Below are 21,441 nucleotides of genomic sequence, written 5' to 3'. Positions count from 1 at the left end.
GGGGGGATGTCAGCGAACGCTGACGCGGCACTGGTGAAAGCGCCGCAACAACAGCCGGCGTGTTGAAGCGCGCGGCTGGAACAAGGGGGCCGCTTGCTGCAGCCCCCTCGCTGGATCATTACATGTGGATCGGCTTGAAGAAGGTCGAAAGAGCCGCTTCCTTGACCGCTTCCGACATGGTCGGATGCGCGTGGCAGGTGCGGCCGAGGTCTTCCGACGAACCGCCGAACTCCATCAGCACGGCGATTTCGTGGATCATCTCGCCGGCGCCGAAGCCGACGATGTGGCCGCCGAGAACCCGGTCGGTTTCCTTGTCGGCGAGGATCTTCACGAAGCCGTCGGTGGCAAGCATGGCGCGCGCGCGGCCATTGGCGGTGAAGGGGAACTTGCCGACCTTGTAGGCGACGCCCGCAGCCTTCAGCTCTTCCTCGGTCTTGCCGACGGAGGCGACTTCCGGCTGGGTGTAGACGACGCTCGGGATGACGTCATAGTTCACGTGGCCGGCCTGTCCGGCGAGAATCTCGGCAACCGCGACGCCTTCGTCTTCCGCCTTGTGGGCGAGCATCGGGCCGCGCACGACGTCACCGATCGCGTAGATGCCGGTAACGCTCGTCTGGTAGTGATGGTCGATCTCGACACGACCGCGCTGGTCCATGACGACGCCGGCCTTATCGAGGCCAAGACCATCGGTGTAAGGCTTGCGGCCGGTGGCAATCAGCACCACGTCGGCATCGAGCGTCACGGCGTCGCCGCCCTTGACCGGCTCGAAGGTCACCTTGGCGCCCTTGCCGTCCTTGACGACGCCGGTCACCTTGGCGCCCAGCTTGAAGTCCATGCCCTGCTTCGCGAGCATGCGCTGGAACTGCTTGGCAACTTCGCCGTCCATGCCGCCGAGGATGGTATCGAGATATTCGACAACCGTAACCTTGGCGCCGAGGCGCGCCCAGACCGAGCCGAGCTCGAGGCCGATGACGCCGCCGCCGACGACGATCATGTTGGCCGGGACCTTTTCGAGCGCGATGCCGCCGGTCGAGGAGATGATCACCTTCTCGTCGATATCGACCTGAACGCCCGGAATGCCGGCGACGTCGGAGCCGGTGGCGATCACGATGTTCTTGGTTTCGAGGATCTGCTCCTCGCCCTTGTCGTTGGTGACCGAAACCTTGCCCTGACCGAGAACCTTGCCGGTGCCCTGGATGCCGTCGATCTTGTTCTTCTTGAACAGGAACGAGACGCCCTCGACGTTGGACTTAACGGTCGCGTCCTTGTGGGCCAACATCTTTTCGAGGTTCAGCTTCGGTGCTGCGACTTCGACGCCAAGCGCGTCGACGCCATGGGCGACCTGATGGAACACCTCCGAAGCATGCAGTAGCGCCTTCGACGGGATGCAGCCGATGTTGAGGCAGGTGCCGCCATAGGTGGCGCGCTTCTCGACGACGGCCACCTTCAGGCCGAGCTGAGCCGCCTTGATGGCGCAGACATAGCCGCCGGGGCCGCTGCCGATAACGATGAGATCATAAGCCATTAGAATATCCTTCCTTCAGGGCGGTTACCGCCCGCCGCTGACATTGAGAATTGCCCCCGTCACATAAGTCGCCTTGTCTGACAGGAGGTAGAGAACCGCGTCAGCGACTTCCTCGGCGGTGCCGGGTCGCTGAACGGGAATGGTGGGAGCAAGATCGCGCGCCCGGTCCGGCAGGCCGCCGGAGGCATGGATCTCGGTATCGATGACGCCGGGACGGATCGCATTGACGCGAATGCCCTCGGTCGCAACCTCGCGCGCAAGGCCGATGGTGAAGGTGTCGATCGCACCCTTCGAGGCGGCGTAGTCGACATATTGTGCCGGCGAGCCGAGCACGGCTGCGGCCGAGGAGATGTTGACGATGGCGCCACCCTTGCCGCCGTAGCGCGTCGACATGCGCCGAACCGCTTCCGCCGCGCAGCGAATGGAGCCGGTGACGTTAATGCGGAACATCCGCTCCAGCCGCTCGACCGACATCTCGTCGATCCGCGCGGTCGGCCCAACGATGCCGGCATTGTTGACGAGGCCATCCAGCCGGCCGAAGGCCGCATCGACGGCAGCGAACATCGCCTGGATATCCGCCTCCGAGCCGACATCGCCCTGAACCGCAATCGCCGAGCCGCCGGCCGCTTCGATCGCGCCGACAACCGCATCTGCCGCATCACGGTTCGTCGCGTAGTTGACTGCGACACGCCAGCCGGCTTTCGCCGCGGCGACACAAACCGCCGCGCCGATACCGCGGCTACCGCCTGTCACGAGAAGAACGGGGCCTGCGCTCATGCGGCGCATCCCTTGAGGGTGAAAGAATCCCAGCTGTCGGCCTCGGCCTTGCCCTTGCCCCAGGCGCTCGATGCTCTGAGGGAAGGCCCGAAATCGGGAAGCAGCAACTGCTCGGCCGCCTGTTCGGCTTCACCAGGGATCTCGCTGATCGCACCGGCCTTGTCGAGCGCATAGACGACGCCCTGCCATACCGTGCAGGCGCGCAGTTCCTCGCCGGTCGCGTCACCCTCCGGGCAATTGTGCATGATCAGCCCCGTGGCGCGTTCCGGCTCTCCCGCCGGCATCACGACGCCGTCGAGCAGAAGCCCGGGTTTGAGCACCGCCACCTTGAAGTGGTTGCTGGTCGCCGCACTTGCCGAGCCGACCGGCTCGAAGCGCAGCTCATAGCCGCCGTCACGATCGGCGTAGATCGCGTGCGACTGCTTGCAATCGGCAGCGGCAGCCGGCGCTGCAAGCGCGGTGCAGAACAGCATCAAGATGAAGCGACCGGAGATCATGATCAGGCTGCCTTCTCCGTCGCGAGCCTGAGACCAAGCGCAATGAAGACCACGCCGCTGGCGCGGTCGATCCACTTGCTGGCGCGGGTGAAGGCGGCGCGCATCCGCGGCGTCGTCATGAACAGGCTGACGCCGACGAACCAGAGGATCAGGCAGGTGGCCATGACCAGCCCATAGCCGAACTTGACGAGGATCGGCGTGTGGGCGCTGACGACGGTCGAGAAGATCGACAGGAAGAAGAATACCGGCTTCGGATTGAGCGCATTGGCGGCAAAGCCGAGGCCGAAAGCCTTGGCGGTCGACTGGCCCTTGGCCGGCTCATTGCCTTCCGCGCGCTCGACCTTGATCTCCGTCTGGCCGGCACGGAGCGCCTTGATGCCGATATAGATCAGGTAAGCGACGCCGCACCATTTGACGATGTTGAAGAGGTAGATCGACTGCGAAATGATCAGCCCCAGACCGAGGATCGTGTAAGTCACATGGAACATCAGCGAGGTGCCGATGCCGAAGGACGTGATGATGGCCGGGCGCCGGCCATGCACGATCGACTGGCGCATGACCATGGCCAGATCGGCGCCGGGAGAGACGATCGCAAAGGCGAAGATCGCCATCAGCGATGCGAGTTCTAGGAGATATTGGCTCATGGTTGTGCGACCGGTGCGTTGAAGGCCCAGACGTGGCCGAAGGGATCCTGGATGCGCGCGTAACGTGCGTGCCAGAAGGTATCCTGCGGCTCCAGAACTGTCGATGCCCCGGCGGCGATCGCCCGGTCATAGGCTGCATCGACGTCGGCGGCATCAGGCAGATTGATGTTGATGGCGACGCTCGCACCACCGACCGTCTTCGGCGAAAGAACGTTCGAGCCGAATTCGGGAAATTCGTCGTGCAGCATGATCTCGCCGCCGAAGAGCGCGAGATTGGAATGCATCACGCGCTTGCGATCCTCCGCCAGCTGGCAAAAGGTGTGTTGGGCACCAAAGGCCTTCTCGTAAAAGGCGATCGCCGCGATGCCGTCCTTGACGCAGAGAGGCACCTGGATCGGCGGAACGTTTGGTTCGGATGCCATGCGAGTTCCTCCGTTCAGATCAGAATACCCGCAATCATCAGCAGGAGCCCGACCGCCGAAACGGTCCAGACGGCGGAGCGAACCAATCCGAGGCCGCCAATATAAATCGGCAGGTAGGCGGCTCTTGCCCAGAACCAGATCCCCACGCCCCATTGGGTGAGCGGTCCGCTCCGTCCGGAGAATTCTATCACGACCGCAAGGGCGATGAAGACCGGATAGGTCTCGTGAAAATTGCGCAGCGCCCGTCCCGCCCGCCCGGTAAAGACATTGGGCTCCGGCACGACGTCGCGATTGGTATCAGCTTCGATGACGCCGTGCTGCAGGCGATAGGCGCCCGCCTGCGCCATCATATAGGCGAAGGCGAGAACGGCACTCCAGAGCAGGTAGGTCAGTTCGAACGACATCGATGCGATCCGGAGAAGCGCGGCGCAGAAAGAAGCGGGGGCTGCAATCGCCCCCGCCCAACTCTTAGAGATCGAGAACCAGACGCTCCGGATCCTCGAGGCTTTCCTTGACGCGGACGAGGAAGGTCACGGCTTCCTTGCCGTCGACGATGCGGTGATCGTACGAGAGCGCGAGGTACATCATCGGGCGGATGACGACCTGGCCGCCGATGGCGACCGGACGGTCCTGGATCTTGTGCATGCCGAGAATGCCCGACTGCGGCGCGTTGAGGATCGGCGAGGACATCAGCGAACCGTAGACGCCGCCGTTGGAGATGGTGAAGGTACCGCCCTGCATGTCGGCCATCGACAGCGCGCCATCACGCGCAGCCTTGCCGAGACGGCCGATGTCCTTCTCGATCTCGGCGATCGACATCTGGTCGGCATCGCGCACGATCGGAACGACAAGGCCCTTGTCGGTGCCGACGGCGACGCCGATGTGGCAGTAGTTCTTGTAGATGATGTCGGTGCCGTCGATCTCGGCGTTAACAGCCGGGATTTCCTTCAGCGCGTGGGTCACGGCCTTGGTGAAAAAGCCCATGAAGCCGAGCTTCACGCCATGCTTCTTCTCGAAGATGTCCTTGTACTTGTTGCGCAGCGACATGACGGCGCTCATGTCCACCTCGTTGTAGGTGGTGAGCATGGCGGCGGTGTTCTGCGCATCCTTGAGGCGCTTGGCGATCGTCTGGCGCAGGCGGGTCATCTTGACGCGCTCTTCGCGCACGACATCTTCTGCCGTCGACGGCGCACGGGCCTGGACCTTTGCGGGCTCTGCGACAGCAGGGGTCGAGATGCCCTTGGCGACGGCTGCAAGCACGTCACCCTTCAGCACCTGGCCACGCTTGCCGGAGCCATCGAGCTGATCGGCCGACAGGTTGTTTTCGGCGAGCAGCTTCGCGGCAGCCGGTGCCGGCGGCATCGACGAGGCAGCGGGTGCTGCAGCGGCAGCCGGGGCAGCCGGAGCGGCAGCGGCCGGCTCGGCCTTCTTTTCGGCAGCAGCCGCCGGAGCGGCAGCAGCAGCGCCGGCAGCGATCTGGCCGAGCAGCGCGCCGAGACCGACGGTCTCGCCGGCCTGCGCAACGATTTCGGAAAGCGTGCCAGCGGCTGGCGCCGGCACTTCGATCGTCACCTTGTCGGTTTCGAGTTCGAGCAGGGGCTCATCGGCCTTGATGGCATCGCCGACCTTCTTGAACCAGGTGCCGACGGTCGCTTCGCTGACGGATTCGCCGAGGGTGGGAACGCGGATTTCTGTTGCCATGATTTTTGTTCCGTTGATCAGATATCTGTTTCTATTGGCTCAGAGCGTGGGGAGCGTCAGCCCCCCAGCGCGTCCTCGAGGAAGGCGGCAAGCTGCGCCTGGTGCTTCGACATCAGGCCCGTTGCCGGCGAGGCGGCAGCCGGACGGCCGGTGTAGCGCACGCGCTGATACTTGGCGTCGATATGGGCGAGAACCCATTCGAGATAGGGGTCGATGAACGACCAGGCGCCCATGTTCTTCGGCTCTTCCTGGCACCAGACCATCTCCGCGTTGCGGAAGCGGCTGAGCTCGTTGATCAGCGCCTTGGCCGGGAACGGATAGAGCTGTTCGACGCGCAGCAGGTAGACGTCGTCGATGCCGCGCTTCTCGCGCTCTTCGAGCAGGTCGTAGTAGACCTTGCCCGAGCAGAGCACGACGCGACGGATCTTCGAGTCCTTCTGCAGCTTGATCGGACCATCCTTGATCACCTCGGCATCGTCCCACAGCAGGCGGTGGAACGAGCTCTCGCCGGCCATTTCCGACAGACTCGAAACCGCCCGCTTGTGGCGCAGCAGCGACTTCGGCGTCATCAGGACCAGCGGCTTGCGGAAGTCGCGCTTCACCTGCCGGCGCAGGATGTGGAAGTAGTTCGCCGGCGTCGTGACGTTGGCGACCTGCATGTTGTCTTCGGCGCAGAGCTGCAGGAAGCGTTCGAGGCGGGCGGACGAGTGCTCCGGACCCTGGCCCTCATAACCGTGCGGCAGCAGGCAGACGAGACCAGACATGCGCAGCCACTTGCGTTCGCCCGACGAGATGAACTGGTCGAAGACGACCTGTGCACCGTTGGCGAAGTCGCCGAACTGGGCTTCCCAAAGCGTCAACGCGTTCGGACGGGCGAGCGAGTAACCGTATTCGAAGCCGAGGACCGCTTCTTCCGAGAGCATCGAGTTGATGACTTCGTAGCGGGCCTGGGTCGGCGACAGGTTCGCAAGCGGAATGTAGCGCTCTTCGCTCTGCTGATCGTAGAGCACGGAATGACGCTGCGAGAAGGTGCCGCGTTCGCAATCCTGGCCCGAAAGGCGGATCTTGGTGCCTTCGGTGACGAGCGTGCCGAAGGCGAGTGCCTCGGCCATGGCCCAGTCGACGCCTTCGCCGGTCTGGATCATCTGAGCGCGGTTTTCCATGAAGCGCTGGATCGTGCGGTGTGCATTGAAACCGGCCGGGATCTCCGAGATCTTGCGACCGACTTCCTTGAGCTGCTTCATCGGCACCGAGGTCTTGCCGCGGCGCTGTTCGTCCTGGTTGTCGGCCGAGCGCAAGCCCGACCAGACACCATCCAGCCAGTCGGCCTTGTTCGGCTTGTAGGACTGGCCAGCCTCGAACTCCTGCTCGAGGTGAGCGCGCCAGTCGGCCTTCATCTTCTCGACTTCGCCTTCGGACATCAGGCCCTCGGCGACCAGACGGTCGGAGTAGAGCTGGACGACGGTCTTATGGGCGCGGATGACCTTGTACATCTTCGGCTGCGTGAACGCAGGCTCGTCGCCTTCGTTGTGGCCGAAGCGGCGGTAGCAGAACATGTCGATGACGACAGGCTTGTGGAACTTCATCCGGAATTCGGTGGCGATCTTGGCCGCGTAGACGACCGCTTCCGGATCGTCGCCGTTGACGTGGAAGATCGGCGCCTCGATCATCTTGGCGACGTCGGACGGATAGGGCGACGAACGCGAGAAGGCCGGATTGGTGGTGAAGCCAATCTGGTTGTTGATGATGAAATGGACGGTACCGGCAACGCGGTGGCCGCGCAGGCCGGAAAGGCCGAGGATTTCAGCAATCACGCCCTGGCCGGCAAAGGCGGCGTCGCCATGCAGCAAGAGCGGCATGACCTTCGAGCGTTCGCGCAACGGAATGATGTCGCCTTCAAACACGGTCGCCATCTGGTCCTGCTTGGCACGGGCCTTGCCCATGACGACAGGGTTGACGATTTCGAGGTGCGAGGGGTTCGCCGTCAGCGACAGGTGAACCTTGTTGCCATCGAATTCGCGGTCCGAGGAAGCGCCGAGGTGGTACTTCACGTCGCCCGAACCTTCGACGTCGTCAGGCGCGTAGGAGCCGCCCTTGAACTCGTGGAAGATGGCGCGATGCGGCTTGGCCATCACCTGAGACAGCACGTTCAAGCGGCCGCGGTGGGCCATGCCGAGCACGATTTCCTTGAGGCCTTCCTGGCCGCCGCGCTTGATGATCTGCTCGAGTGCCGGGATCAGCGATTCGCCACCGTCGAGACCAAAGCGCTTGGTGCCCTTGTACTTGACGTCGATGAACTGCTCGAAGCCTTCCGACTCGATCAGCTTCTGGAGGATCGCCTTCTTGCCCTCGGGCGTGAACTCGACGCCCTTGTCCGGTCCTTCGATGCGCTCCTGGATCCAGGCCTTCTCTTCCGGGTTGGACATGTGCATGAATTCGACGCCGATCGTCGAGCAGTAGGTGCGCTCGAGGATTTCGACCATTTCGCGAATGCTCGCGTATTCGAGGCCGAGCACGTTGTCGATGAAGATCTTGCGGTCGAGATCCTTCTCCTCAAACCCGTAGTTCGAGGGCGAAAGCTCGTTGTAGTCCTCGACCGGGGCAGCAAGGCCGAGCGGATCGAGCTTGGCATGCAGGTGGCCACGGGCACGATAGGCGCGGATCATCATGATGGCGCGGACGGAATCGCGCGTCGCCTGAAGGATATCTGCCTCGCTCACGGCAGTGCCGGTGGCGACGGCGGCTTCCTCAGCCTTCGCCTTGACCTTCTTCTCGATGACCTTTTCGACCGTGCCCCAATCGCCGTCGAGCGCAGAGACGAGTTCGCCATTGGCCGCGATCGGCCAGTTGTTCTTTTTCCAGGAGGCGCCCTTGGCTGCCTTCACCACATCTTCCGGCCGGTCGGCGAGCGCCTTGAAGAAGGCCTGCCATTCGGCCGAGACGGACGCCGGGTCCGTTTCATAGCGTGCTTGGAGCTGCTCGATATAGGCGGCGTTGGCGCCGTCCAGAAACGAAGTGAGCTGGAATTGCTCGTTGGCCTCTTGCCTTGTCATGGTCTCACGCGGACTGTTCTGTCCGCCTCCTGACTGAAGTTGGGTTGCCGGGTATCCCGGTCGTTCATGTTCGTTCGGCGCGGTTGGCGCCTGGCCTTTCCTACGGCGCCGCGCATCAAAGGGACGCGCCGGGATCGCCGTGGCAGTAGATTGCCGCATATCCTGATCTTCAATCAGCCAAGGAAACACGCGGCAGGCACGCTGTCCGGACCGGAATGGTCCGGCCCGGACAGAAGTCTTGCGATCAGCCCTTGAGGACTTCGACGAGCGTCTTGCCGAGACGGGCCGGCGACGGCGACACGCGGATGCCTGCCTGCTCCATCGCAGCGATCTTGGATTCCGCATCGCCCTTGCCGCCGGAAACGACGGCGCCGGCGTGACCCATTGTGCGGCCCTTCGGCGCGGTACGGCCCGCGATGAAGCCGGCCATCGGCTTCTTGCGGCCCTTCTTGGCTTCGTCGATGAGGAACTGCGCCGCATCCTCTTCGGCCGAGCCGCCGATTTCGCCGATCATGATGATCGAGGTCGTGGCCTCGTCCGCCAGGAACATCTCCAGCACGTCGATGAACTCGGTGCCCTTGACCGGGTCGCCGCCGATGCCGACGGCCGTCGTCTGGCCGAGGCCTTCGTTGGAGGTCTGGAACACGGCTTCATAGGTCAGCGTACCGGAGCGCGAAACGATGCCGACCGAACCCTTGCGGAAGATCGAGCCCGGCATGATGCCGATCTTGCATTCTTCCGGCGTCAGGATACCGGGGCAGTTCGGGCCGAGCAGGCGCGACTTGGAGCGGTCGAGACGAGCCTTGACGCGCACCATGTCGGCAACCGGGATGCCTTCGGTAATGCAGGTGATGAACGGGATTTCCGCATCGATCGCCTCGATGATCGCGTCCGCGGCGCCTGCCGGCGGAACATAGATCACGGATGCGTCCGCACCGGTCTTTTCACGGCCTTCGGCAACCGACGCGAAGATCGGCAGGGTTTCGCCCTTGGAGCCGGTCCAGGTTTCGCCGCCCTTCTTCGGGTGAATGCCGCCGACCATCTGCGTGCCGTAATAGGCAAGCGCCTGTTCGGTATGGAAGGTGCCGGTCTTGCCGGTCAGGCCCTGAACGAGGACCTTGGTGTTCTTATTGACGAGAATCGACATGAGGTCTGGTCCTTCAGTTAGCCGTTGATCGCGGCGACGATCTTCTTGGCAGCGTCATCCAGATCGTCGGCGGCGGTGATCGCCAGGCCGGATTCGTTCAGGATCTTCTTGCCAAGCTCGACATTCGTGCCTTCGAGACGAACGACCAGCGGAACCTTGAGGCCGACTTCCTGCACGGCCGCAACGACACCTTCAGCGATGACATCGCACTTCATGATGCCGCCGAAGATGTTGACGAGGATACCCTCGACCTTCGGGTCGGCGGTGATGATCTTGAAGGCTGCCGCAACCTTCTCCTTGCCGGCGCCGCCGCCGACGTCACAGAAGTTCGCCGGCTCCTTGCCGTAGAGCTTGATGATGTCCATCGTCGCCATCGCAAGGCCGGCGCCGTTGACCATGCAGCCGATGTTGCCGTCGAGCGCGACATAGGCGAGGTCCCACTTGGAGGCCTCGATTTCCTTGGCGTCTTCTTCGGTTTCGTCGCGCAGTGCCTTGATGTCGTCGTGGCGGAAGAGCGCGTTGCCGTCGAACGAGACCTTGGCGTCGAGAACGCGCACGCGGCCGTTCTTCATGACGATCAGCGGGTTGATCTCGAGCAGGCTCATGTCCTTCTCGACAAAGGCCTTGTAGAGGATCGGGAAGAGCTTTTCGGCATCAGCCTTGGCTTCGCCTTCGAGCTTCAGGGCCGAGGTGAGCTTGGCGAGATCAGCGGCGGTGACGCCGGCTTCCGGGTTGATCGCGACGTTGACGATCTTTTCCGGCGTGTCGTGCGCAACAGCCTCGATGTCCATGCCGCCTTCGGTCGAAACGACGAAGGCAACCTGGCCGACCGAGCGGTCGACGAGCAGCGACAGATAGAGTTCGCGGTCGATGTCGGCGCCATCCTCGATATAGAGGCGGTTCACCTGCTTGCCGGCAGGGCCGGTCTGCGCAGTGACGAGCGTGTTGCCGAGCATGTCCTTGGCATGAGCCTTGGCTTCATCGATCGAGAAGGCAAGACGAACGCCGCCCTTGGCGTCGGCGGAAAGTTCCTTGAACTTGCCCTTGCCGCGGCCGCCAGCATGGATCTGGCTCTTGACCACGTAGAGCGGGCCCGGGAGCTTCTTGGCAGCGGCTTCTGCCTCTTCTGCGGAGAAGATCGCGACACCTTCCGCGACCGGCGCGCCATAGCTCTTCAGGAGAGCCTTGGCCTGATATTCATGAATGTTCATGGTGTTTTTCCTGTCTGGAGCATTCTGCAGACAGGTGAAACACCTGCCGTCGCACAAATGCGGCAAAAACAAAGAGGTTGAGCGGATGCCAGCATCCGCTCAACGCGACGCGATTACTGCTTCAGGCTCGGCGCAATGCCGATGCAGGCTTCGCAAAGGCCAGCGACCGAAGCGACCGACTTGTCGAACGCTTCCTTCTCGGCCTTGTTGAGATCGATCTCGATGATGCGCTCGACGCCGCCGGCGCCGATGACCGTCGGAACGCCGACATACATGTCCTTGACGCCGTACTGGCCGGTCAGATGCGCGGCGCAGGGCAGCACGCGCTTCTTGTCCTTGAGGTAGGCTTCCGCCATCTCGATCGCCGAAGCGGCCGGAGCGTAGTAGGCCGAGCCGGTCTTGAGCAGGCCGACGATTTCAGCGCCGCCGTCACGGGTGCGCTGGACGATTTCTTCGAGGCGCTCCTTGGTGAGCCAGCCCATCTGCACGAGGTCGGTCAGCGGGATGCCGGCAACGGTCGAGTAGCGGGCGAGCGGCACCATGGTGTCGCCGTGGCCGCCGAGAACGAAGGCGGTGACGTCCTGGACCGAAACGTTGAATTCCTGGGAAAGGAACAGGCGGAAGCGCGCGCTGTCGAGAACGCCGGCCATGCCGACGACCTTGTTCTTCGGCAGGCCCGAGAACTTCTGCAGCGCCCAGACCATGGCGTCGAGCGGGTTGGTGATGCAGATGACGAAGGCGTTCGGAGCGTACTTTTTGATGCCGGCTCCGACCTGTTCCATGACCTTGAGGTTGATGCCGAGCAGATCGTCGCGGCTCATGCCGGGCTTGCGGGCAACGCCGGCGGTGACGATGCAGACATCGGCGCCTTCGATGGCGGCGTAGTCGCTGGCACCCGTCAGGTTCGCGTCGAAACCTTCGACCGGGGAGGACTGGCCGATGTCGAGACCCTTGCCCTGGGGGATGCCGTCGGCAATGTCGAAGAGGACGATGTCGCCCAGCTCCTTCAGGCCGGCGAGATGCGCCAGCGTGCCACCAATCATCCCTGAACCGATAAGTGCGATCTTGTTGCGAGCCATGAAAGTGCTTCCTTTGTGATCCCAATATGATCAAGGCCTGAAACGCGGCAAACGCCAAACCTTCGCCGAAAGCCATTAAACGGCAAATGGTAAAATATCAAACGATACTTTTGGATGAAGCAATTTCAATCGGTTAGATCATAAAAGTCTTACGTAAACGTAAGACTTTCCGTCACAACCGCGTCACGAAACGGTCCGATTGGCGGGGTGTTCGGCGGCATATTCCTCACTTTGCATCTCGATCAGACGCGAAACCGTGCGGTCGAACTCGAAGCCTTCCGTACCCTTCTTCTGGGTCAGGAGATCCTGTGGCTCGGCCGCGGCCGACGCGAACAATCGGGCGCCATTGTCGTAGAGCGTGTCGACCAGAAGGATGAAGCGCTTGGTCTCGTTGCGCATATGGGGTCCCAGATGCGGCACGTGGTCGACGAAGATCGTCGAGTAACGCTCGAGGATCGCTAGATAATCGGCAGCACCCAGTGGCTGCTGGCAGAGATCGGCGAACGCAAAGCGGGCGCTCTGCCCGGCGGCGGCCGGCACATGGATCTTGCGGCCCTTGCGCGGCACTTCGGCCGGAGCAACAGCCTCGTTGCGGGTTTCCCGCATCCAGGCGCGCGCCATCGCCGCATCCGCCTCCGGGCCGAGCGGCGAAAGCCACACCGGACTTCCGTCCGTCTTCGTGAGGCGATAGTCGGTATCCGTGTCCAAGGAAATGACCTCGGCATTCGCCTTGAGCAGATCGATGAAGGGCAGGAACAGGCCGCGATTGAGGCCGTCGCGATAGAGATCGTCAGGCGCCACGTTCGACGTCGCGATCAGCACGCAGCCCTTTGCGAAAAGCTCGCCGAAGAGCCGCCCAAGGATCATCGCGTCGGCAATATCGGTCACCGAAAACTCGTCGAAACAGAGCAGCCGGGCCTCGCCGAAAAGCTCCGAGGCGACAGGCGGGATCGGATCGGCCTGTTTCGTCTCGCCGTTCTTCAGCTTCTGGCGGTGCTTGTAGATGCGCTCGTGCACATCGGCCATGAACTCGTGGAAGTGCGCCCGACGCTTGCGCTGGATCGGCACGGTATCGAAGAACAGGTCCATCAGCATGGTCTTGCCACGCCCGACGCCGCCATGGATGTAGAGGCCCTTTACCGGCGGATGGTCCTTCTTGCGCGAGGCGAACAGCCAGCCGAGCGCATTGGTCTTGCGCGACGGGCGGCTGGCGAGCAGCTCGGCGGAAAGATGATCGAAACGCCGCGCAATCGTAAACTGTGCGGGGTCGCGCTTACGCTCGCCACTCGTAACGAGCGCTTCGAGCTTGCGGTAGATACTGTCGTCAGGATTGAGCACGTCTCACCCGAGAGGAGCCGGAAAACAAAAGCCCGGCGCGAGACCGGGCTGGAAAAGCGTCAGCGGCTGAGGCTGACCGGCTGGCCGCCATTGGTCGAGCCGTCGAACCGGGCGTCGGCCGTCTTGTAGAGACGGGCGATGGCGTTGCCGCTGCGGTCTTTCAGAACCACCTGCTTGCCGGCCACTTCCCAGGAGCCCATGGTCGTCAGCTCGCCGGCGCAGCCGCGGGTGCCGCCGCGCGAGCCGGAGCCGAGATTGGTAAGCGTCAGGAACATGTCACAGGAGGAGCCGGCGCTCGATACGCGCCAGTTGCCGACCATCGATTCCTTGGTGACGTCAAGCCCGCCGCCCGCCGCCGCGGCGACCTGCGTGCCGGGCTGCTGAACACCGCCGCCGGCGATCGCCGTGCCGCTCGCCGGTGCAGCCGGGAATTGCGAGGTGTTGCCGCTCGGCGCCGGAAGCTGGTTCGACGAAACCGAGGGAACCGGTGCGGCCTGGATGGGAGCGGGTGAAACATCCTGGGAACCGAAACCGCCCATCGATGTTCTTTGGCATCCGGTCAGCGCAAGCACAACTGCCAGCCCCGCCGCCGCATGAATAACCCGCATATCCCTACTCCTGTTCGTGTCCGCGAACCATGATGCAACGCGACAATATAGGCCGAAATACAGCAAATCCACCTGACAAATCAAGCGACGACGATTCCTTGCGACCTGTTGCAGGATTGAAACGTCCTGACAGCCCGGCTGCAAGACGCATGCTCGGCGCGGTTATCGCCACATTGCCAACTGCCTATCCCCTGTCGCCGCGGCACAATCACGAATTGTCGATCGCCGTTTCACCGATGACATCAAAAAGAAAACGGCGAGCCAAGGCTCGCCGTCTCCTGAACTTCGTTTCCAATCCGGCCGGTCAGACGCGGCGCTCGACCAGCATCTTCTTGATTTCGCCGATCGCCTTCGCCGGGTTCAGGCCCTTCGGACAGGCCTGGGCGCAGTTCATGATCGTGTGGCAGCGGTAGAGGCGGAAGGGGTCCTCGAGATTGTCGAGACGCTCGCCGGTCGCTTCGTCGCGGCTGTCGATCAGCCAGCGATAGGCCTGCAGCAGCACGGCCGGACCGAGGTAGCGGTCGCCGTTCCACCAATAGCTCGGACAGGAGGTCGAGCAGCAGGCGCACAGAATGCACTCGTAGAGGCCGTCGAGTTTCAGGCGGTCCTCGTGGCTCTGCTTCCATTCCTTGGCCGGCGTCGGCGACACCGTCTTCAGCCAGGGCTCGATCGAGCGGTGCTGGGCGTAGAAGTTGGTGAGGTCCGGCACAAGGTCCTTGACGACAGGCATGTGCGGCAGCGGATAAACCTTCACCGTGCCCTTCACCTCGTCCATGCCCTTGGTGCAGGCGAGCGTGTTGGTGCCGTCGATGTTCATGGCGCAGGAGCCGCAGATGCCTTCGCGGCAGGAGCGGCGCAACGTCAGCGTCGGGTCGATCTTGTTCTTGATGTAGAGCAGACCGTCGAGCACCATCGGGCCGCAATCGTCGACATCAATGTAGAAGGTGTCGATGCGCGGATTGGCGCCGTCATCCGGGTTCCAGCGGTAGATGCGGTATTCGCGAACGTTGGTCGCGCCCTGCGGCTTCGGCCAGACCTTGCCTTCCGTCATCTGCGAGTTCTTGGGGAGAGCGAGTTCAACCATGTGGCTTATTCCTCAAGATCAGTAGACGCGCGCCTTCGGCTCGATCTTCTTGGGATCGATGCCGTCGGCAATCAGGTCGGTATGAACGGGGCGGTAGTCGAGCTTGACGTCGCCGGCTTCGTTGACCCAGGCAAGCGTGTGCTTGCGCCAGTTGACGTCGTCGCGGCCGCCGAGAGCGCCTTCGGTGAAGTCCTCGCGGGCGTGCGACCCACGGCTCTCCTTGCGCGCTTCGGCGCCGTAGATCGTCGTGATGGCGTTGGCCATGAGGTTTTCGAGTTCCAGCGTCTCGACCAGGTCGGAGTTCCAGATCATCGAGCGGTCGGTGACCTTGATATCAGGCAGCTCCTTCCAGATCGCCGAGATGCGCTTGCAGCCCGATTCCAGCGATTCCTGGGTGCGGAACACGGCCGCATCTTCCTGCATGGCGCGCTGCATCTTTTCGCGCAGCACCGCCGTCGGCGTGCTGCCATTGGCGTTACGCAGGCGGTCGAAGCGGTCCATGATCCGGTCGCAGGCGGCCTTGTTGAGCTCCGGCACCGCCTCGTTGCGGTCGATCACCTGGCCGGCGCGGATGGCAGCGGCGCGGCCGAAGACCACGAGGTCGATCAGCGAGTTGGAACCGAGACGGTTGGCGCCGTGCACCGAGGCGCAGCCGGCTTCGCCCACCGCCATCAGGCCGGGCGCGATGCGCTCCGGGTTTTGGGCATCGGCGTTCAGGACTTCGCCCCAGTAGTTGGTCGGCACGCCGCCCATGTTGTAGTGCACCGTCGGCAGAACCGGGATCGGCTCGCGCGTCACATCGACGCCGGCAAAGATCTTCGCCGATTCCGAGATGCCCGGCAGGCGCTCGTGCAGGACCGCCGGATCCAGGTGGTCGAGGTGCAGGAAGATGTGGTCCTTGTTCTTGCCGACGCCGCGGCCTTCGCGGATTTCCATCGTCATGCAGCGCGATACGACGTCACGCGAGGCAAGGTCCTTGGCCGAGGGCGCGTAGCGCTCCATGAAGCGCTCGCCTTCGGAGTTGACGAGGTAACCGCCTTCGCCGCGTGCGCCTTCGGTGATCAGGCAGCCCGCGCCGTAGATGCCGGTCGGGTGGAACTGGACGAATTCCATGTCCTGCAGCGGCAGGCCGGCGCGCGCGATCATACCGCCGCCGTCGCCGGTGCAGGTGTGCGCAGAGGTCGCCGAGAAATAGGCGCGGCCGTAGCCGCCGGTCGCCAGCACCACCATCTTGGCGGAAAAGCGATGGATCGTACCGTCATCGAGGTTCCAGGCGACGACGCCGGTGCAGCGGCCGTCATCCGACATGATCAGGTCGAGCGCGAAATACTCGATGAAGAACTCGGCATTGTTCTTGAGCGACTGGCCATAGAGCGTGTGCAGGATCGCGTGGCCGGTACGGTCGGCAGCAGCACAGGTGCGCTGAACCGGCGGGCCTTCGCCGTAGTTCTGCATGTGGCCGCCGAAGGGCCGCTGGTAGATCTTGCCTTCGGCATTGCGCGAAAAGGGCACGCCGTAGTGCTCGAGCTCATAGACCGCCTTCGGCGCTTCCATGGCGAGATACTGCATGGCGTCGACGTCGCCGAGCCAGTCGGAACCCTTGACGGTGTCGTAGAGGTGCCACTGCCAGCTGTCCGGCGTCATGTTCTGCAGCGAGGCAGCGATGCCGCCCTGGGCGGCAACCGTGTGCGAGCGGGTCGGGAAGACCTTGGTGATGCAGGCGGTCTTCAGACCCTGCTCTGCCATGCCGAGGGTGGCACGCAGACCGGCGCCGCCGGCGCCGACGACGACGACGTCGAAGGCGTGATCGACATATTCATAGGCCTTGCCGTTTGCAGCGGGTGAACTGTTCGATGCCATGGCGAAATTACCCTGCAAAAGCGATCTTCAGGATGGCGAAGAGACAGAGCCCACCAACCGCGATCGTGAAAAATGTATTGAGCATGAGAAGGACGATCTTCATGCCTTCGCCATGCACGTAGTCTTCGATGATCACCTGCATGCCGAGCCGCATGTGGATGAGGCCCGAGAGCACGACAAGAGCCATGACGACGGCGACGAAGGGGTTCGCAAGCGCGGCGACGACGTCCGCGTGGGGCGCACCGGCGTAGCGAACGAGGAAGATGACGAAGAAGATCAACAGCGGAACGTTGGCGACCGCCGTCAGGCGCTGGCGCCAGAAGTGATCGGTGCCTTCCTTGGCCGAACCGAGGCCGCGGACCTTGCCGAGAGGTGTGCGCATATCCATGGGTGTCTTTCCTCTTAGCGGACGAGATAGCCGACAACCCAGATCAGCAGCGTCAGAGCCACCGAACCGATGATCGTCGCCTTGGCCATCTTGGTGGCGAAGTGCTTCTCGTAACCGTAGCCGAGATCCCAGGCAAAGTGGCGCAAGCCTCCGAGCATGTGGTGCACCAACGCCCAGGTGTAGCCGAAGAGCACCAGCTTGCCGATCAGCGTGCCGAACAGCCAGCTGACCCAGTCGTAGTAGGCCGCACCCGACGCGGCGGCGATCAGCCACCAGGCAACGAGGATGGTGCCGAAGTAGAGCGCGCCGCCGGTGATGCGGTGCACGATGGACATGACCATCGTCGGGATCGGCTTATAGATTTGAAGATGCGGCGAGAGTGGCCGGCTTCTTGTGACATTCGTCATCGGAACCTCACGGAATGCCCGGATTTTCGCCCAAAAAACTGGACGAATTTAGTCCGGTATCGCACCTGATTGTGCGCAATTCAGTCATTCGGACCTTTAATCACCATAATGCTTAACGACAAGTGTGTTTGCGGTGCAAAATCAATTTAATCGATTAGACGAATTGCGCCATTTTCCAGCCTGCCGGAGACATGGGCATCCGTTAACGATAGCCGCAAAAAGCCAAGCAATTCCGTGACTTTCCCGCGAAAGTGGGCGAGAGTGATCTTAACCAATTGTTAAGTGTCCTCCGGAGGGCGAACAGAATGACTCTGTTCAAGGCAATCCATGCGACCAAAGTGCTAGCGCTCGCCGGCCTGGTCATCGTCACCACCTGCATCCCCTTGGAGGCCCGCGACTGGGGCGGAGCACGCGGCGTTCAGACACGAACCAACCATGTCCGCATGTATCAAGGTCGCCCCGGTCCGCGCTACGAGTTTGGCGGCATGGGCTACCGCAACGGCTGGAACCGCAATCGCATGCACCGTCGCGACTGGATGGCCAACGATGGGTTGCCGGACGTGAACACCCGCACCCGGCACGTTCGCCTTCCCCGATATCGCCCCTATCCCGGCCCCTACACCGGGCGCTGGGAGCATCGCGGCGGATGGGTTCGTGACAGGGCAGGCAACGACATCTGGACGTCCGGAGGCCGTCGCCACGATGGTCGACCACGCATCGCCAATGGACTGCCGGAAGTCGAGACACGCACGCGGCATGTTCGCCTCCCGCAGTATCGCCCATATCCCGGCCGCTATGCCGAGCACTGGGGAAGCGGCGGCGGATGGGTTCGCGACAGGGCCGGCCGCGAGATCTGGACGTCCGGTGGCCAGCGCCGCGACTATCGCCAGGGCTACTATGGCGGCGATGAATATCCAGACACCATCCCGGGCATCGGCACCTATGTCGGCGGCATTTCCGCCTATGTGGATCTCGGCAACGGCATCTATTTCAACCAGGAAGGCGACTATGGCTATGCCGACGACGGGCAGTCCGAATCGCCGCCGCAGACCAGACGCGGCAAGATCATCAATGTCACGCCGCAGACGATGAACGGCTCCTGCGCCTATGAACACGGCGTCTGTGTGATCCGGCGTTAGTTCATGTCACGGATTCGCGGGAAACCGCGGCTATGAGCCCGTCTGGAGCCATTTCGTCCAAATGCCTGTAGCAAACCCCGTCGCTGATGCCGTGTCGTCGCTGTTGAAGCCACTTGGCTTCAGGAGAAAGTCATCAAGCTGGTATCTCGAAAATGACGAAACCGTTCTGATCGTAAACGTCCAAAGGTCGCAGTTCGGCCCCCAGTATTACCTCAACTTTTCTGTGGTCATCCGAGCGATCTCGACAGTGCCACAACCCAAAGAATACCATGGAGACACCGCTTCAGGCTCGAAGAGACTCTGCCCGCCCACTCGCGCGAACTGTGCAAGAAGCTGCTGAACCTTGAATACCCGCTCTCTGACGATGAACGGTCGTTGCGTCTGGTGGAATTGATCAAGCGCCACGGCTTGCGGCTATTGCTGACATGCAATTCGGAGGCCGGCTTAAAAGAGGCGCTTGAAAGCAAATCACTTCCGGACTGGACATTCTCAAGTGCCGCGCGGGCGCATCTTGTCGAGCGCGTCACACGCGCCTCGATCTAGCAGAGGTCGGATAACGCTCGTCAGCGTGTTGGCGTTCTCCTCATGCGAGCGGCCGCCCGCGAGGCGAAGTCACCGACCGGCTCAGCATCACACGCCCATGGCGCCGATGATCGCGCCCATTGCCAGAAGCACCAGCAGCCAGTGTCCGCCGTCGATCAGCGACAGGTCCCAACCGAAGCCCTGGTAGCGATGGTTGACGATGAGGGTCGTCGCGACGAAGCCGAGCCAAAGGAAGAAGGCCGAGACGACGCCGTTGACGAGCGTGACCTCGCCCGGCCCGAGGTGGCCGACGACGCCGGCGACCATGGTCGCCATCACCAGTTCCGAGACGAAGGAAATGGCAAAGAGAACCGGCGACATTTGCGCAGCCGCGGGATCGATGCGCGCCGCCTTCATCCAGGGTTTGCCGAGAACGCCGTAGTAGATCGCGCCGATGACGAAGGCCGCAATGGCGGCGATCAGCACCGCCAGATAGTTCATGCCCGCAAATACCATGTTCGTTCCCCCGTTTTTGCGGGGATTGGAATCGAAGGCCTTTGGGCTGTCAACTGTCCGTGTTCGCAGTGCCCCCGAAGCGCCAGACCGTCGTGCACTTGACCTCGCTGTCCTCCAGCGCGCGGGTCACGGGAACCTCGTAGGTGGCAAGGGCCGTCATCATCTCGCGCGGGCAATAGGAACGGCCGGGGTCGCCGACGATCACTGTCGCCCCTTTCGCCGTCAGATCCGAAAACCACGGTTTCAGCCGGTCGGCAAAAGCCTTGTCGTAGAAGACGTCGCCGGCGAGGTAGACATCGGCCCCAAGTTCGCGACCGGTCACGTCCTCGTCCGTATAGGAAAGGGCGACGCCGTTGAGTTCGGCATTGAGCCGGACCGCCGTTTTCGCCCAGGGATCGATATCGGCGGCAAGAACCGATGCCGCCCCCGCCTTCATCGCGGCGATTGCTACCAAGCCCGAACCGGAGGCGAAGTCGACGACCTGCCTGCCGCGCACCGTTTCGGGATGATCAAGGATGTAGCGGGCAAGCCCCTGCCCGCCGGCCCAGGCAAAGGCCCAGAACGGCGGCGGCAGGCCGATTTCCTGCAATTCCTCCTCGGTCTTCAGCCAGAGCTCATGCGCCTCGGTTGCCAGATGCAGGCGCACCTCCGGCACGTGAGGCGGCGAAAGCACGCCGGTATTGGCGAGGATGAAACTTTCCGGATCGGTCTTCACGAAAACTCTCCGAGCCTATCCGAAAGGCGAAAGCGGTTTCAGGATAGGCGGAAAAACAAGATTACCGCGGAGGATTGTCGAGCCCGCCCATGCGGCAGACCTCGATCCATTCGTCCTCGGTCACCGGCTGCACCGACAGGCGCATGGAAGTGACGAGCGACATCTTGGCGAGCTTCGGATTGTCCTTGATCTCTTTCAATGTCACCGGACGCGGCATGTCGGTGACAGCGCGGATATCGACGCAATCCCAGCGGGCGTCACCCTCGGCAGTCGAATCCGGATGCGAAAGCGCGCAGACCTCGGTAATGCCGACGATCTCCAGACCCTCGTTCGAGTGGTAGAAGAAGCCTTTGTCGCCGATCTGCATCGCCCGCATGTTGTTGCGCGCCAGATAGTTGCGCACGCCGGTCCATTCGGTGCCCTTGGCGCCTGCATCCTTCTGCATCTGCCAGGACCACTTGACCGGTTCGGATTTGTAGAGCCAATGCGCCATCGCGTCTCAGGCCTCCGGATTGTTGAAGACCCAGTTGAAGGCCTTGATCTCGACATCGGAGAAGAGGCCCGCCTTGGCATAGGGATCCGCTTCGGCAATGGCGCGGGCTTCCGCGATGGTCTCGGCCTTGACGATCACCAGGCTGCCGGTCGGCTTGCCGTCGTCACCCAGGAACGGGCCCGCGATCTTCAGAATGCCCTTGGCGTTGAGATCGTTGAGATAGGCGACATGATCGGGGCGGGTATCGAGCCGAAGCTGCAGCGCGCCGGGTTTGTCGGTGCAATGAAGTGCGAAGAGCATGCTTCCTCCTGAAGT

Annotated in this window: 23 protein-coding genes; 2 read left to right on the top strand and 21 right to left on the bottom strand. The window is 62.7% G+C overall.

Annotated features, from left to right (window positions below; all coding sequences use genetic code 11):
• Positions 1-118: 118 nt before the first annotated feature.
• The 17 genes from lpdA to sdhC form a co-directional block, all read right to left on the bottom strand.
• Complete coding sequence (gene lpdA / locus AC070A_RS16020; RefSeq protein WP_058325694.1) at positions 119-1,525, bottom strand: dihydrolipoyl dehydrogenase; 1,407 nt, start codon at positions 1,523-1,525, stop codon at positions 119-121.
• Between the two features lie 24 nt (positions 1,526-1,549).
• The gene (locus tag AC070A_RS16015; protein ID WP_057255101.1) at positions 1,550-2,302 is read right to left on the bottom strand and encodes an SDR family oxidoreductase; all 753 of its coding nucleotides are present in this window, start codon (positions 2,300-2,302) and stop codon (positions 1,550-1,552) included.
• Positions 2,299-2,799: a hypothetical protein gene (locus AC070A_RS16010; RefSeq protein ID WP_057255100.1), complete on the bottom strand. Its 501-nt coding sequence runs from the start codon at positions 2,797-2,799 to the stop codon at positions 2,299-2,301. The genes AC070A_RS16015 and AC070A_RS16010 overlap by 4 nt, the downstream gene beginning before the upstream one ends.
• Positions 2,800-2,801: 2 nt before the next feature.
• Complete coding sequence (locus AC070A_RS16005) at positions 2,802-3,443, bottom strand: LysE family translocator (protein ID WP_057255008.1); 642 nt, start codon at positions 3,441-3,443, stop codon at positions 2,802-2,804.
• Entirely contained in the window at positions 3,440-3,865 is a 426-nt protein-coding gene (locus AC070A_RS16000) for a VOC family protein (protein ID WP_492384751.1), read from the bottom strand. The genes AC070A_RS16005 and AC070A_RS16000 overlap by 4 nt, the downstream gene beginning before the upstream one ends.
• A 14-nt stretch (positions 3,866-3,879) precedes the next feature.
• Entirely contained in the window at positions 3,880-4,269 is a 390-nt protein-coding gene (locus tag AC070A_RS15995) for an MAPEG family protein (protein WP_057255006.1), read from the bottom strand.
• A 64-nt stretch (positions 4,270-4,333) separates the two neighbouring features.
• Positions 4,334-5,566 carry a 2-oxoglutarate dehydrogenase complex dihydrolipoyllysine-residue succinyltransferase gene (gene odhB, locus AC070A_RS15990; RefSeq protein WP_057255005.1) on the bottom strand — a complete coding sequence of 411 codons (1,233 nt, stop codon included), beginning with the start codon at positions 5,564-5,566 and terminating at the stop codon, positions 4,334-4,336.
• Between the two features lie 56 nt (positions 5,567-5,622).
• The gene (locus AC070A_RS15985; protein WP_057255004.1) at positions 5,623-8,619 is read right to left on the bottom strand and encodes a 2-oxoglutarate dehydrogenase E1 component; all 2,997 of its coding nucleotides are present in this window, start codon (positions 8,617-8,619) and stop codon (positions 5,623-5,625) included.
• A 244-nt stretch (positions 8,620-8,863) separates the two neighbouring features.
• Entirely contained in the window at positions 8,864-9,766 is a 903-nt protein-coding gene (sucD, locus tag AC070A_RS15980; protein ID WP_058321727.1) for a succinate--CoA ligase subunit alpha, read from the bottom strand.
• Between the two features lie 17 nt (positions 9,767-9,783).
• Positions 9,784-10,977, bottom strand: coding sequence for an ADP-forming succinate--CoA ligase subunit beta (sucC, locus tag AC070A_RS15975; RefSeq protein WP_057255002.1), 1,194 nt, complete (start codon positions 10,975-10,977; stop codon positions 9,784-9,786).
• Positions 10,978-11,090: 113 nt separating this feature from the next.
• Positions 11,091-12,056 carry a malate dehydrogenase gene (gene mdh / locus AC070A_RS15970; RefSeq protein WP_057255001.1) on the bottom strand — a complete coding sequence of 322 codons (966 nt, stop codon included), beginning with the start codon at positions 12,054-12,056 and terminating at the stop codon, positions 11,091-11,093.
• A gap of 183 nt (positions 12,057-12,239) precedes the next feature.
• A complete protein-coding gene (zapE, locus tag AC070A_RS15965; protein ID WP_057255000.1) occupies positions 12,240-13,394 on the bottom strand; it encodes a cell division protein ZapE in 1,155 nt (384 codons plus the stop codon).
• Between the two features lie 59 nt (positions 13,395-13,453).
• Positions 13,454-14,002, bottom strand: coding sequence for a protease inhibitor Inh/omp19 family protein (locus tag AC070A_RS15960; protein WP_057254999.1), 549 nt, complete (start codon positions 14,000-14,002; stop codon positions 13,454-13,456).
• A gap of 304 nt (positions 14,003-14,306) precedes the next feature.
• On the bottom strand, positions 14,307-15,086 hold the full coding sequence (locus AC070A_RS15955) for a succinate dehydrogenase iron-sulfur subunit (protein ID WP_057254998.1): 780 nt from the start codon (positions 15,084-15,086) through the stop codon (positions 14,307-14,309).
• Between the two features lie 18 nt (positions 15,087-15,104).
• A complete protein-coding gene (gene sdhA, locus AC070A_RS15950; protein WP_057254997.1) occupies positions 15,105-16,946 on the bottom strand; it encodes a succinate dehydrogenase flavoprotein subunit in 1,842 nt (613 codons plus the stop codon).
• A gap of 7 nt (positions 16,947-16,953) precedes the next feature.
• Positions 16,954-17,334: a succinate dehydrogenase, hydrophobic membrane anchor protein gene (gene sdhD / locus AC070A_RS15945; protein ID WP_058321723.1), complete on the bottom strand. Its 381-nt coding sequence runs from the start codon at positions 17,332-17,334 to the stop codon at positions 16,954-16,956.
• Positions 17,335-17,348: 14 nt separating this feature from the next.
• Complete coding sequence (gene sdhC / locus AC070A_RS15940) at positions 17,349-17,741, bottom strand: succinate dehydrogenase, cytochrome b556 subunit (RefSeq protein ID WP_034802580.1); 393 nt, start codon at positions 17,739-17,741, stop codon at positions 17,349-17,351.
• A 305-nt stretch (positions 17,742-18,046) separates the two neighbouring features.
• Between sdhC and AC070A_RS15935 the strand changes: the two genes are divergently transcribed.
• The gene (locus AC070A_RS15935) at positions 18,047-18,880 is read left to right on the top strand and encodes a hypothetical protein (protein ID WP_057254995.1); all 834 of its coding nucleotides are present in this window, start codon (positions 18,047-18,049) and stop codon (positions 18,878-18,880) included.
• 61 nt (positions 18,881-18,941) lie between these two features.
• Positions 18,942-19,220: a DUF4304 domain-containing protein gene (locus AC070A_RS15930; RefSeq protein WP_112995691.1), complete on the top strand. Its 279-nt coding sequence runs from the start codon at positions 18,942-18,944 to the stop codon at positions 19,218-19,220.
• 290 nt (positions 19,221-19,510) lie between these two features.
• On the opposite strand, the gene AC070A_RS15925 is transcribed toward AC070A_RS15930, so the two are convergent.
• The 4 genes from AC070A_RS15925 to AC070A_RS15910 all read right to left on the bottom strand — a co-directional run bounded on the left by AC070A_RS15925 (position 19,511) and on the right by AC070A_RS15910 (position 21,426).
• The gene (locus tag AC070A_RS15925; protein WP_093233124.1) at positions 19,511-19,918 is read right to left on the bottom strand and encodes a DUF1761 domain-containing protein; all 408 of its coding nucleotides are present in this window, start codon (positions 19,916-19,918) and stop codon (positions 19,511-19,513) included.
• Between the two features lie 49 nt (positions 19,919-19,967).
• Complete coding sequence (locus AC070A_RS15920; protein ID WP_057254993.1) at positions 19,968-20,633, bottom strand: class I SAM-dependent methyltransferase; 666 nt, start codon at positions 20,631-20,633, stop codon at positions 19,968-19,970.
• 61 nt (positions 20,634-20,694) lie between these two features.
• Positions 20,695-21,126 (bottom strand): EVE domain-containing protein, encoded by a 432-nt coding sequence (locus AC070A_RS15915; protein ID WP_058325701.1) that lies wholly within the window; start codon positions 21,124-21,126, stop codon positions 20,695-20,697.
• Positions 21,127-21,132: 6 nt separating this feature from the next.
• On the bottom strand, positions 21,133-21,426 hold the full coding sequence (locus tag AC070A_RS15910; protein WP_058325702.1) for a YciI-like protein: 294 nt from the start codon (positions 21,424-21,426) through the stop codon (positions 21,133-21,135).
• Between the last annotated feature and the right edge of the window lie 15 nt (positions 21,427-21,441).

The sequence above is a fragment of the Ensifer sp. GW101-20A05 genome (assembly GCF_059424735.1).
Note: the sequence above shows the minus strand (reverse complement) of the source record. Positions and strands in the feature narration are given on the sequence as shown.